The following is a 13,252-nucleotide window of genomic DNA, read 5'->3' as shown; positions in this document are numbered from 1 at the left end:
CTCCGTCTACCCCTTCAGCCCGTGAAGTCCGACGGCGGCCAGCACCGCGCGCCGGGCCATCACCGTTGCGAGGTGGCGCCGGTAGGCGGCGTCGCCGTTGAGGTCGCTGGCGGGCTCGGTGCCATCCGCGGCATGCGCGCAGGCTGCCGCAATGGCATCCTCCCGCAGCTCGCAGCCGGCTAGCGCGGCCTCAGTGGATGCTGCCCGCAGCGGCACGCTGGACATGTTGGTCAGCCCCAGCCGGGCCTCGGCGATTGTGCCGCCTTCCACCCTGATGGCGGCAGCCACGGCCACGATGGACCACTGCTGGGCGACCCGCGTGAACTTCTCATAGTGGGAGCCCCACCCGGTGTACTTCGGAACCGTGATGCTGGTGAGGATCTCGCCCTCCTCCACGGCCGTGGTGAAGTAGCCCTGGAAGAAGTCGGCGGCGGCCACGGAGCGTGTGCCGTTAGTTCCGGTGATGTTGAACGTGGCGTCCAGCGCCAGCACCGGGGCGGGCATGTCGCCGGCCGGGTCGGCGTGGACAAGTGCCCCGCCAATGGTGCCGCGGTGGCGCACCTGTGGGTCCGCCACCGTCTGCGCCGCCTGCGCGAGCAATGGCGCGTGGGCCATCACCAGTGAGTCCGTGGCCACCGTGTGGTGCGGGGTCATGGCACCAATGGTGAGGGATCCGCCGTCGTCCGTGATGCCGGAAAGGCCGGCAACCCTGCCCAGGTCAACCACCAGGGAGGGGTCGGCCATACGCAGCTTCATGACCGGGATCAGGCTCTGGCCGCCGGCGAGCAGCTTGACGTCGTCACCTGATGCGTCGGCGCCGGCGAGCAGGGACAGCGCCTCCTCGACCGTGGTTGGCGCGGCATAGTCAAATGCGCTGGGGATCACTGCACACCTCCGGTGGTCTTGGCTTCCTGCAGGGCATGCCACACACGCGAGGGCGTGCACGGCATCTTGATGTCCGTCACGCCGAGGTGGCGGATGGCGTCCAACACCCCGTTGACGATCGCGGGGGTGGAGGCGATGGTGCCGGCCTCGCCCACGCCCTTCGCACCCAGCTGGTTGCTGGTTGCCGGGGTCTCCGTGCGGGCCGTGATGTAGTGAGGCAGGTCCGGTGCGCTCGGGACGAGGTAGTCCACGAACGATCCCGAGACGAGGGTCCCGGCGTCGTCGTAGACGGCTTCCTCGTAGAGTGCCTGGGCGATGCCCTGGGCCAGGCCGCCGTGCACCTGCCCCTCCACGAGCATGGGGTTGACCACCACCCCGACATCGTCCACGCACACGTACTTGAGGATGCGGGCCTCGCCGGTTTCGGTGTCCACCTCCATGGCCGCCAGGTGGGTGCCGTGCGGGTAGGAGAAGTTGACGGGGTCGAAGGTGGCCTCGGAATCCAGGTTGGGCTCCACTCCGTCGGGCATGTTGTGTGCCGCGAACACGGCGAGGGCAACCTCGCCGATGGCCGTGGACTGGTCCGTGCCCTTGACGGTGAAGGCGCCGTGGGCAAACTCGAGGTCGTCCTCGTTGGCCTCCATCAGGTGCGCGGCAATGACCTTGGCCTTCTCGATGACCTTGTCGGCCGCGGCCAGCACCGCCATGCCGCCCACGGAGAGGGACCGGGAGCCGTAGGTGTCGAGGCCGCGCTGGGACACCTGGGTGTCGCCGTGCAGCACCTCCACATTCTCAAACGGCACGCCGAGCCGGTCCGCAACGAGCTGGCTCCACGCGGTTTCGTGGCCCTGCCCGTGCGCCGAGGAACCGGTGACCACTTCGACGTTTCCGGTGGGCAGCATCCGCACCTGGGCGTGTTCCCAGCCGCCGGCGCCGTAGCTCAGCGAGCCGAGCACGCGGGACGGGGCCAGCCCGCACATCTCCGTGAACGTGGAGATGCCGATGCCCAGCTGCACGGTGTCGCCGGCGTCGCGGCGGCGCTTTTGCTCCGCCCGGAAGCCGTCGTAGTCGAAGAGTTCCACGGCCTTCTCCGTGGCGGCCTCGTAGTTGCCGGTGTCGTATTCCAGCCCGGCCACCGTGGCGAAGGGGAACTCCTCGTGCTTGATCCAGTTCTTCTCGCGCAGTTCGAGGGGGTCCATGTCCAGCTCCACGGCCAGCTCGTCCATCATCCGCTCGATGGCAAAGGTGGCTTCGGGCCGGCCGGCGCCGCGGTAGGCGTCCGTCCACGCCTTGTTGGTGAAGATGTTGTGGCACTCAAAGCGGTAGGACGGGAACTTGTAGATGGAGTTGTACATGAACGCGCCCAGGATGGGGACGCCGGAGGTGACCAGGCCCAGGTAGGCGCCCATGTCTGCCAGCAGGTCCACGTGCAGGCCGGTGACGATGCCGTCCTTCGTGGCGCCGATCTTCAGCCGCTGGACCTGTGCCCTGCCGTGGTGGGCGGCCTGCAGGGATTCGCTGCGGGTCTCGGTGTACTTGACCGGCTTGCCCATGCGCCGGGCCGCCAGCAGGGTGATGACTTCCTCGGGCGTGACCTGCAGCTTGCCGCCGAAACCGCCTCCCACGTCAGGGGCGACGACGCGCAGCTTGCCTTCGGGGATGCCCAGCGTCAGGGCCAGCATGAGCCGCAGGATGTGCGGGATCTGCGTGGCGCTCCACATGGTGATCTGCTGGCCGGTGGGGTCCACCACGGTGGAGCGGGGCTCCATGAATGCCGGGATCAGCCGCTGCTGGTACAGGGTCCGCTCCACCACCACGTCGGAGGCGGCCAGTTCGGCGTCAACGTCGGTGCCCGTGCCGGCCTGGGCCGAATCAAACACCCAGGTGGCGGACTTGTTGGAGTCCAGCGAGGTGTGGGCCAGGACCTTGTCCGTGTAGGCCTCCTCGAGGTCCATGACCACCGGCAGCTCTTCGTAGTCCACGTCGACAAGCTCGACGGCGTCACGGGCGGCGGCCACGCTGCGGGCGATGATCACGGCCACGATTTCCCCGGAGAAGGCCACCTCGTCCACGGCGACCGACGGGTGGGCGGGTGCTTTTTGGTCCGGGGTGATGGGCCAGGCGTTGGGCAGTGAGCCCTGCTCTTGCGCCACGTCGGCGCCGGTCAGGACGTCGAGGACGCCGGGGGAGGCCTTGGCCGCGGCAACGTCAACGGAGGTGATCTTTGCGTGGGCGAACGGGCTGCGCACCATGGCCAGGTGCAGCATGCCCGGCAGCACCATGTTGTCGGTGAAGCGGGAGCGGCCCGTGATCAGGTGGGCGTCTTCCTTGCGCAGCCTGGCCGTGCCAATTTCCGGTTTCGGGGTTGCCGTGGCGGTCATGACACACCTGCCGATTCTGCATCTTCAACGAGGGATTCGGCCACCGAGACGCCGGAGTCGCCGTATGCCACGCCGTCCGCCACGCTCTTTACTGCGGCCACGATGTTCTGGTACCCGGTGCAGCGGCAGAGGTTGCCCTCCAGCCCTTCCCGGATCTCGGTCTCGGTGGGGTTCGGGTTCTCCTTCAGCAGGGACGCCGACTGCATGATCATGCCCGGGGTGCAGAAGCCGCACTGCAGCGCGTGGCACTGGTGGAACGCCTCCTGCATCGGGGCCAGCCGGCCGTCCTGTGCCATGCCCTCGATGGTGGTGACCTTTCGGCCGTCGGCCTGCACGGCAAACATGGTGCAGGACTTCACGCTCTCACCGTCCAGGTGCACGGTGCAGGCTCCGCAGTTGGTGGTGTCGCAGCCAATCAGCGTCCCGGTCTTTCCCAGCCGTTCGCGAAGGTACTGGACCAGCAAAAGCCGGGGTTCGACGTCGTCCTCGTAGCTGACGCCGTCAACCTCGACGTGGATGGATTTGGAACTCGCCATTGAGATCTCCTAAATATCCGTGGAGCTCATGCCAAGCAGCAATGCTCCAGCCCATGATGTGCCTTACGTTACATGAGCGGCCCCGGAAAAGTTAGGCCCCATGGCGCGGCCGGCTCACGCACCCTCGTGCTCGGCATCGGCCACGGGCACGTGGTGGATGCGCGTGTCCATGAGGCTCAGCCGCCCGCCGGCACCGCCCCAGCGCAGGGCAATGATCTCCGCCGCGATGGAGACGGCCGTCTCCTCCGGAGTGCGCGAGCCCAGGTCCAGGCCGATGGGGCTGGAGAGCCTTTCAAGTTCGACGCCGGCCAGGCCCGCCTCGCGCAGCCGGTCCAGGCGGTCGTCGTGGGTCTTGCGCGAGCCCATGGCGCCCACATACGCGACGTCGTGGCGCAGCGCCACCTCCAGGAGGGGCACGTCGAACTTGGGGTCGTGCGTGAGCACGCAGATCACGGTGCGGGCGTCGATGAGCCCGGCGTCGATCTGCGCCTGCAGGTAGCGGTGCGGCCATTCCACCACCACCTCGTCGGCCACGGGGAAGCGGGCCTTCGTGGCGAACACGGCGCGGGCGTCGCACACCGTCACGCGGTAGCCCAGGAAGCTGCCCTGCCTGGCCACGGCGGCGGCGAAGTCGATCGCACCAAAAACAAGCATGCGCGGCTGCGGGGCAAAACTGGCCACAAACACGCGCATGCCGTCCCCGCGCCGTTCGCCGTCCGGGCCGTACATGAGCGTCGTATTGCGGCCCGCGGCCAGCAGCCCCATGGCGTCGTCGCTGACGGCATGGTCGGCGCGCTCGGAACCGAGCGTTCCCTCGAAGCCGTCAGGGTGCACCACCAGGTGCCGGCCCAGCCAAGCCCGGTCGGGGTGCTCGATCACCGTCACCACGGCCACGGGCCGGTCCGCAGCCACCTCCGCGGCCACATGGGCCAGCTCCGGAAACGTCTCCCTGGAAACAGCCTCGACGAAGACGTCGATGATGCCCCCGCACGTCAGCCCCACCTCGAAGGCGTCGTCGTCGCTGATGCCGTAGCGCTGCAGCACCGGCGTCCCGTCCGCCGCGACCTCGGTGGCGAGCTCGTACAGGGCGCCCTCCACACACCCGCCGGACACGGACCCCACAGCCAGCCCGCCGGCGTCGACCATCATGGAGGCGCCCGCCGGCCGCGGCGCCGAGCGGAAGGTGCGCACCACCGTCCCCAGCCCCACCGTGTGCCCGGCTTCCACGGCCTCCACCAAATCCTTCAACACTTCACGCATTGCCCATCACGCCCAACAACTCCTCGAAGCTCTTCAATGAGTGGCCCCCTACAAAGTAATCAACGTGCGGCAGGACGGCCCTGATTCCCTGCTGCACGGGTTCATAGCCGTTTTTACCCCGGTGCGGGTTGGCCCAGATGACGCGCCGGGCCACATGGTGCAGCCGCTCCGCCTGCCGGCCCAGCAGTTCGGAACTCCCGCGCTCCCAGCCGTCACTGGCCACAATCACGACGGCGGACCTCGCCACCGCGCGCTGCCCCCACCTGTCGTTGAACGCCCGCAGGACCTCGCCGAGCCGGGTGCCTCCCTGCCAGTCCGGCACGGTGCGCCCGGCCTGGGCCAGGGCGTCGTCGGGGTCGGGCAGTTTGAGTGCGGCGGTGACCCGTGTCAGGCGGGTGCCGAGCGTAAACACCTCCACCTGCGACGGCGCCTCCTGGAGGACGCGGTGGGCCAGGCGCAGCAGGCTGTCCGCGTAGGGCGCCATGGAACCGGAGACGTCCACCAGCCACACCACCCTCCGGGGTTTTCGGGGGGCCCTGCCATATTTCAGCGGGCCGGGTTCGCCGCCCCGACGAAGCTGTTCGCGCAAGGTGCGGACCTGGTCGATGCTGCCGTGGCGGGCCGTGTGCCTGCGCCGGCTTTGGCGGGTGGGCAGAGCAACGGGAAGATCCGCGAACATGCGGTGCAGCAGTTCCCGGTCAGCATCATCGAGGGTGGCCACGTCGCGGTGGCGCAGCAGCTCGCGGCGGCTAGCCACCGCCTGCAGGGCCTCCTCTCCGTCCGTGTCGGAGCCTGTTCCGCTGTCGTCGTCCAGGGAGGCGGCCTTCACGGGGATCGGCGAGCCCTGGGGTGCTCCGCCCGGCACATGCGCCGGCGCGAACCAGCTCTCGAAGGTCCGCTGGTAGGTTTCGAGGTCCTCGGGGGCCGCGCACAGCGTTGCCCGGCCGGCCCAAAACACATCGGCACGGTGCGCCATGGACAGGTGCGCCACGGCGTCGACAAAGCTGCGCGACCGATCCGCAGTGACCTTGACACCGGCATTGCGGAGGGCAGCGGCGAAGGCCAGGAGGATCTCCTCGGCGGAGGCGCCGGACGTCGCCGGTCCGCCATGTGCCGTCGCTGCCGGATGGGCCGCCGCCATGGCTCAGCCCAGGATCCTGGCCAGCGTGGCCGTGACGCGTGCGGTGTCTTCGCGGTATTTGCACAGGGCCCCGATGCTGGCGGCGGCCGATTCCAGGTCGAGTTCGGCGCTGCCGAGCAGGTGCAGCGCCCTGGCCCAGTCGAGGGTTTCGGCCACTCCGGGCGGCTTCATGACATCGTCCGTGGCCCGGATCTGCTGCACGGCCCGGACCACCTGCTCGGCCAGCAGCACGGGAACCTGGGGGAGCCGGGTGCGCACGATCTGCACCTCGCGGGCCAGTCCTGGATGGTCGATCCAGTGGTAAAGGCAGCGGCGCTTCAACGCGTCATGGAGGTCGCGGGTGCGGTTTGAGGTGAGCACCACGATGGGAGGGGTGGCAGCCTTGACCGTGCCAAATTCCGGAATGGAAACCTGGTAATTGGAGAGGACTTCAAGCAGGAAGGCCTCAAATTCGTCGTCGGCCCGGTCAATTTCGTCGATCAGCAGCACTGCCGGGCTTTGCTGCAGCGCCTTGAGTATGGGCCGGGCCAGCAGGAACCGTTCGTCGTAGAGCGATTTCTCGAGTTCTTCCGTGCCAGGGTTTCCGCCGCCGGCCTCAACGCTGCGCAGGTGCAGTATTTGCGCGGTGAAGTCCCAGTCGTAGAGTGCCTGTGCGGCGTCGATCCCTTCATAGCACTGGAGCCGGATGAGCGGCAGGCCGAACGCTTCGGCGATGGCTTCGGCCATGGCCGTCTTGCCGGTGCCGGGCTCGCCCTCCAGCAGCAGCGGCCTTTCCATGGCCATGGCGAGGTAGGCGATGGTGGCCAGCCCCTCGTCGGCCAGGTAGCCGGTTTCGGCCAGGCTGGCCGCGAGGGCGGACGCGGAGGCAGTGGACGTCGTCGTCATGCCCCCAAGCATAGCGGCCGAGGGCCCCGCGCGAGCTGGCGAGCGGCGGGAGGCCGGTGTGCGATTGCGGCCGAGGGCCCCGCAGCGAGCTGGCGGGCGGCGGGAGGCCGGTGTGCGACAAGCCTGCACGTCGACGCCCCCGGCTTTGCGGGACGGACCGTCACCAAGTGATGAGGTCAAACGCCTGCCGCAGCCTTGCGCCCCGGGCCGGGTTGAGCGACGAAAGCCAGGAAATGCGGCCCAGCAGGTGGCTGCGGAATTCGGGCACGGAGTCCCGGTTCTGCGACTCCGGCCCGTGCACGCGGCAGTTGTGGATGATTGCCTTGAGCCGGTCAAAGTCGTCACGGGCCAAGTTGGTGCGTTCGTTGACCACGACCGAGGTGACGGCCTGGCGCGTTCCCGCCGGACGCACCCGGGATTTCAGGCGGTTGAGGCGGTGGCCCTCATCTTCGACAATCGTGCCCGCCGCGCGGACCAGTGCGTCTGCCCGGCGCAGCATGTCCCGGCCGCCGCTAAAGGCGAGGTCGTCGGCGTACCTGGTGTAGCCGCCGTCGAACTTTTCAGCGAGGCCCGCAAGGCGGGAATCCAGCCGGCGCAGTGACAGGTTCGCCAGGGTGGGGGAGGTGGGTGCACCCTGGGGAAGGTGGGGGAGCGAGAGCGCCTGGCGCAGGGCCAGCCGGTCGGCAGGGTCGCCGCCGGGAGGCATCTGGACCAGGATGCGCGGCGGCACGACATGCGTGCACAGGCCGGTGAGCTGGTGCGCCACGGCCTCGGTGAACCCGGCCTGGCGGAGTACGCCAAACACGCGCCCTGCGGTGACATGTGCGAAGAATGAAGCCAAGTCAAGGTTCACCACGACGGCCCGCCCGGTGTGCTGTGCGGCGCCTGTGACGGCACTGCGGCCGGGCACGAAACCGTGGGCGGCATCGTGCAGCGGCAATGGGTGGAGCAGTTCCCGCAGCACGGCACGCTGCAGGAAGCGCAGCCGTGGGCGGGGGATCTCCAACAGCCGGGGCACGCGGCCCGGGCGCACCAGCCACCGGTAGCGGTAGTGCTGCAGGCGCGCATCGGCCCGCCTGTTCCAGTGCCGGGGGTCGGCAAACCAGTCGAGCTCCCCGACGCCCAGCCCGAGCCGCGCGGCCAACGCGCCCACGGTGTCGATCCGCGGGGCACCGCGGACCTGGCTGTCGCGGGCCGCGCCGGCGGCCAGCACGTAGCGGGCCAAATGGATTGGTTTGCGTTGCTGCACGGACTTGGCGAGCGCCTCCACAAACGGTTCGCTCACCAGTACCAGCGCGGCCAGCTCGCGCGGGGCGTCCACGGGTGGGCGGGGATGGCTCCGCAGAACCTGGGCTGCCAGCGGTCCCAGCCAACGCCGCCGGGCGCCCAAAACTTGGGCGCCGGACTCCATGAGGGCCGGCTTGGACCAGTCAGGGGAACTGAGGAAGGCCTGTGCCAGTGTCGCGGCAATGGCGGTTGGCGAGGGGCGGGGCGTGCGCTTCAGGGTTGCCGACGCCGCGGTAACAGGGGCCACAGCCGGATCGGCGCGCCCGGCTGCTCTGGCGCGAGGCTGAGCGGTCATGGCTGCGATGGCTTCCCCGATGACCCGGCTGTCTGTGCGGGTGCGCAGCTGCGCGGAGCGCAGTGCCGCACCTGCGGTGCATGGATCAGGCAATATTTCGTGCCCCGGGGTAGCCCCGGGGAGGGATGCGCGCCAAAGGCCGCTTCCCGCCTCATCGAAGAAACCATCGCATACGGCCATGCTAACTGACGGTTGCGTCCGCTCTTGCGAAAATGACGTTCGACGCCGGTTACTCGGCCAACGACAGCTTCACGTCATCTTTCAGTGCCACCTTGGCGGGCTGCCCCGCACCCACGGCGACCACCGTGTCCCGGACCTTCAGGGACAAGCGGCTGGCGCCGTCGTACGTGAACGCAATCTCCCCATGCGTGAGCGACACGCCCAGCAGGCCGCCCCGGACCTTCAGCTGGAAGTCGATGCCGTCCCATCCGGCAGGCAGGCGGGGGTCGAAGTAGAGCATGAGCCCCTGGTCCCGCATGCCGGCGAAGCCCGACACGAGGGAGCTCCAGATGCCGCCGGCGGAGGCGATGTGCACGCCGTCGACCGTGTTGTTGTGGGAATCGTCCAGATCGATGAAGACGGCCTCGGTGAAGTGCTCCAGCGCCTCCATGGGATGGCCCACCTCGGCCGCCATGATGCCCTGGACGCAGGCGGAGAGGGTGGAGTCGCCGGTGGTGATGGGGTCGTAGAACTCAAAGGCGCGGCGCTTTTCATCCGCCGTGAACTCCTGCCACTGCAGGAACATGGCCAGCACGGTGTCGGCCTGCTTGAGCACCTGGTGGCGGTAGATGACCAGCGGGTGGAAGTGCAGCAGCAGCGGGTACTTCTCCCGGGGCGTGTTCCAGTCCCAGGGTTCGAGCGTCATGAAGTCGTTGTCCTGGGCGTACACGTTGTGGGTGCGGTCGAAGGGCAGGTGCATGCGGTCGGCAGCCTCCTGCCAGACGGCGCGCTCCTCGTCGGAGACATCATCGCGGCGGCAGGCTGCGGCGGCGCGCAGGTTGAAGCGGGCCATGACGTTGGTGTAGAGGTTGTCGTTGACCACGGCCGTGTACTCATCCGGGCCGGTCACGCCGTGGATGTGGAACGCCCCGTCCGCCCCGAAAAAGCCCAGGGAGACCCACATGCGGGCCGTCTCGACCAGCAGGTCGGTGGCCTGGTGGTCACGGAACTCCGTGTCGCCGGTGGCCCACACGTAGCGGTTCGCCGCGAAGGCGATGGCCGCGCCGATGTGGAACTGTGCCGTGCCTGCGGCGTAATACGCGCTGGCTTCCAGTCCGGCGATGGTCCGCCAGGGGAACATGGCCCCGTCCACGCTCAACTCGGTGGCCCGCTCCCTGGCCAGCGGCAGCAGGTTGTGCCGGAACTGCAGCACATCCCGGGCCGCCCCCGGGTTGGTGTAGCTCAGGTAGGGAAGCAGGTAGATTTCCTGGTCCCAGAAGTAGTGGCCCTCGTAGCCGGAACCTGTTACGCCCTTGGCAGGGATGCCGGCAACGTCGGCCCGCGCTGTTGCCTGCGCCAGCTGGAACAAGTTCCACCGCACGGCCTGCTGCAGTTCCTCGCCGCCGCCAACGACAATGTCGCTCGTGGCCCAATAGCGTGCAAAGTGCGCCTCACTGTCGGCGAAGATCTCCGCCACCGGACGCAGCTCGGCCGCGGCCGCCGCACGCACGTCGACGTCCTCGTGGGCTTCGGCCACGGCGTAGCTGACGGACTTCTCCATGGCCACGGTTTCCCCGGCAGGTATGGCCAGCACGTAGCGGACGCTGCTCACATCCTGGTCCACAACGGTGTCGATCGGCTGCACGCCTGTTGAAAAGGCATGGTCGAGCGCAACGCCCACCCGCTGTTTGGATTCGGCCGCCTGCCAGGACATGCGCAGCGAGCCGCCGCTGCCGTCCAGGGCCAGAGGTTCCAGCACCCGTCCGGCATGGCGGCCGGCGCGGCGGGGGTCGGCCACCGTGTGGTCCTCGACGGGCTGGTCCTGCCGGTTGACCAGGGATGAGGTGATGTCCACCGAGACCATCCTGTCGCTCGTGAGCTCCAGGGACAGGCCCAGGCTGCTGCGCACGGCAAAGCCCACGGCCCGGCGGCCGACCGTCTGCACCACGGCCCCGGAGCGGCACTCCCAGGTGATCGCCGTCGTGTAGATGCCGGTGGCAAAGTCCACGGTGCGCCGGTAGTCCAGGACGGTGGACCCTGCCAGCGTCAGTTTCTCCCCGTCGATCACCACGGTGTAGTTGTTGGCGTCCGGGACATGCAGGATCCGCTGCCCCGTGCGGGCGAAGCCAAAGGCGTTTTCCGCATGCTTGATCTCCCACGTCTCGTGGAAGCCGTTGATGAACGTGCCCGGCAGTGCGGCGTCGGCCGGGGACCAGTGTGCGCCGCGGATGCCCAAATGCCCGTTGCCCAAGGCAAAAATGGTTTCCAGTGCGCCGGCCTTGCCGGGGGCGTGTGAGGTTTCCACCACCCTCCACGGGTCGGAGGGAAAGCGGGTGCGGTCCGAAGAGATCAATGCCATGGCGGTAGCAGTCCTTGTTGCTGGGAGGTGTTGTTAGCTGGGAAGTTCGAAAAACGGGTGGGGTTCCTTGGTGCGGGCTGCGCCTGTCCGGGGCGGGACCGCCGGCCGTACCGGCTACAGGAGTTCGGCGAGGTCGTCCACAACGTAGCTGGCTCCGGCATCAAGCAAGGTTTGGGCACCTGCCCCCCGGTTGACGCCTATCACCGAGTGGAAGTCTGCACCGGCCCCGGCCTGCACGCCGGAAACGGCGTCCTCCACCACGATGCAGGTGTTGGCGGGCAGTCCCAGCTGCTCCGCCGCATACAGGTAGGTGGCCGGATCCGGCTTCCCGGGCAGCCCCTTCGCATTGGCCACCTGCCCGTCGACGACGATCGGGAAGTGCCGCTCCAGGCCGGCGGCCTTCAGCACGGCCGGCGCATTCCGGGACGAGGAGACCACGGCCAGGATCAGTCCCCGGGACTGGGCCTCGGCGATGAACCGCACCGACCCGGGGTAAGGGGTCACACCGTCGTTGGCGATGATGTCATTGAAGACCTTGTTCTTGCGGTTGCCCAGGCCATGGACCGTCTCCAGCGACGGCATGTCTCCCAGCCCGCCCTCCGGCAGGGTGATGCCGCGAGAGGCGAGGAAGTCCCGGACGCCGTCGAAGCGGGGCTTGCCGTCGATGTGTTCAAAATAGTCGCTGCCGCGGTATCCCTCGGTGGAGCCGATGCTACTGAGATAGCCGTCAAACAAGTGCTGCCACGCCTCCTCGTGGACATCCGCCGTGGGGGTGAGCACGCCGTCCAGGTCAAAAAGGATGGCCTTGGCGCCGGACCACGGATTGGAGGGGGAGGGGGTGGTCATGGGGGTCCTTTCGGAACGGTGCGCATTGCGGGGGCGGTGGCGGGAGGGTCGTGCAGTGGCTTGAATGGCATTTTGGTGAGCAGCCCGTGCTTGAAAGCTGGCAGGCTCAGCGTCTTCGGCGGCTGCTGTCGCGCACCATCAGGGACGTCGGCAAAAGGTGGCTGGCCGGTTCCGGTGCGGTTTCGGGGTTGTGCAGGCGTTCGACGAGGAGGTTGGCGCCAAACGCGCCCTGGTCCGCCACGGGCTGCTGGACCGTGCTCAGGCCCAGAAAATGGCTCATCGGGTGCTCATCGAGTCCCACGATGGAGATGTTCCTGGGGGCGGAGAGACCATGTTCCCGCAGTGCGGCCATGGCCCCGAACGCAGTTTCATCGCAACCGGCGAAAACGGCGGTGGGCACCCTGCGGTTTTCAATGAGCTCTGACATGGCGCGCCGCCCGCCGTCGATGGTGGAAGGGGCACCCACCACAAGGTCGGCATCCACCGTCAGGTCGTGGCCGGCCAGCGCCTCCGTGAAGCCGCGGAGCCGGTCCGTGGCGGTCAGCACGGAGCGGGCGCCCTTCTCCCTGTCACACAGGATGGCCAGGTCCCAGTGGCCCAGGTCCAGCAGGTGCTCCGTCGCGGTGCGGGCGGCCTGGACGTTGTCGATGCCCACATTGTCCCAGGGGACGTCGTGCATGCCCACGCTGGCCACCGCCAGGGAGGAAGCGTCCAGGGCATGGATCTGCCCTTCCGTCAGCTCCACGTTGAGCAGCAGGACGCCGTCAACCTTTTGTGCCAGTCCCGAGAGGTCGGCAAAGATGCGGCTGTGCACGGCGGGGTCGTTGCGCAGGCTGATGAGCATGGTGTCCAGGCCGCTGTCGGCAAAGACCTGCTCCGCAGCTTCCACTGCATGGGCAAAAAACCACGTGGTCGCGGTGGGTGTGATGATGGCGACGGAGCGGGTGCTGCCGCCGGCCAGGCGCGATGCCGCTGCGGACGCCACATATCCCAGTTTTGCCGCGGCGCCGGCCACCTTGGCCTGGGCAGCTTCCGACACGTTTGGCAGCCCGCGCAGCGCCCGGGACACCGTGCAGATGGACAGCCCCGACAGCAGGGCAACGTCCTGGATGGTGGCGCGCTGAACCTCAGACATGAAACACGGCGTGGAGCCCTTCCTCTCGGAACCTGGTTGATGGCAAACATACCGCAGTGGACTGCTGAGGCGGCGTGGCGGTT

General features: G+C 68.4%; 10 protein-coding genes. All 10 read right to left on the bottom strand.

Going from position 1 to position 13,252, the window contains the following annotated elements; all coding sequences use genetic code 11:
- Positions 1-6 precede the first annotated feature (6 nt).
- Positions 7-885 (bottom strand): FAD binding domain-containing protein, encoded by an 879-nt coding sequence (locus JOF48_RS17945; RefSeq protein ID WP_209683178.1) that lies wholly within the window; start codon positions 883-885, stop codon positions 7-9.
- Complete coding sequence (locus JOF48_RS17940; protein ID WP_209683175.1) at positions 882-3,266, bottom strand: xanthine dehydrogenase family protein molybdopterin-binding subunit; 2,385 nt, start codon at positions 3,264-3,266, stop codon at positions 882-884. The genes JOF48_RS17945 and JOF48_RS17940 overlap by 4 nt, the downstream gene beginning before the upstream one ends.
- Positions 3,263-3,802 (bottom strand): (2Fe-2S)-binding protein, encoded by a 540-nt coding sequence (locus JOF48_RS17935; RefSeq protein WP_209683171.1) that lies wholly within the window; start codon positions 3,800-3,802, stop codon positions 3,263-3,265. Before JOF48_RS17935 ends, JOF48_RS17940 begins: the two co-directional genes overlap by 4 nt.
- Positions 3,803-3,916: 114 nt before the next feature.
- Positions 3,917-5,062 carry an XdhC family protein gene (locus JOF48_RS17930; protein WP_209683168.1) on the bottom strand — a complete coding sequence of 382 codons (1,146 nt, stop codon included), beginning with the start codon at positions 5,060-5,062 and terminating at the stop codon, positions 3,917-3,919.
- Complete coding sequence (locus tag JOF48_RS17925; RefSeq protein ID WP_209683165.1) at positions 5,055-6,203, bottom strand: vWA domain-containing protein; 1,149 nt, start codon at positions 6,201-6,203, stop codon at positions 5,055-5,057. The genes JOF48_RS17930 and JOF48_RS17925 overlap by 8 nt, the downstream gene beginning before the upstream one ends.
- Positions 6,204-6,206: 3 nt before the next feature.
- The gene (locus JOF48_RS17920; RefSeq protein WP_209683162.1) at positions 6,207-7,088 is read right to left on the bottom strand and encodes an AAA family ATPase; all 882 of its coding nucleotides are present in this window, start codon (positions 7,086-7,088) and stop codon (positions 6,207-6,209) included.
- Positions 7,089-7,248: 160 nt separating this feature from the next.
- A complete protein-coding gene (locus JOF48_RS17915; protein ID WP_209683159.1) occupies positions 7,249-8,763 on the bottom strand; it encodes a reverse transcriptase family protein in 1,515 nt (504 codons plus the stop codon).
- 136 nt (positions 8,764-8,899) lie between these two features.
- On the bottom strand, positions 8,900-11,188 hold the full coding sequence (locus JOF48_RS17910) for a glycoside hydrolase family 65 protein (protein ID WP_209683157.1): 2,289 nt from the start codon (positions 11,186-11,188) through the stop codon (positions 8,900-8,902).
- A gap of 114 nt (positions 11,189-11,302) precedes the next feature.
- Positions 11,303-12,034: an HAD family hydrolase gene (locus JOF48_RS17905; RefSeq protein ID WP_209683154.1), complete on the bottom strand. Its 732-nt coding sequence runs from the start codon at positions 12,032-12,034 to the stop codon at positions 11,303-11,305.
- 106 nt (positions 12,035-12,140) lie between these two features.
- Positions 12,141-13,169: a LacI family DNA-binding transcriptional regulator gene (locus JOF48_RS17900; protein WP_209683151.1), complete on the bottom strand. Its 1,029-nt coding sequence runs from the start codon at positions 13,167-13,169 to the stop codon at positions 12,141-12,143.
- Positions 13,170-13,252: the final 83 nt, after the last annotated feature.

Source organism: Arthrobacter stackebrandtii, from assembly GCF_017876675.1.
Lineage (GTDB): Bacteria > Actinomycetota > Actinomycetes > Actinomycetales > Micrococcaceae > Specibacter > Specibacter stackebrandtii.
This window is presented reverse-complemented; position numbering and strand designations above follow the sequence as displayed.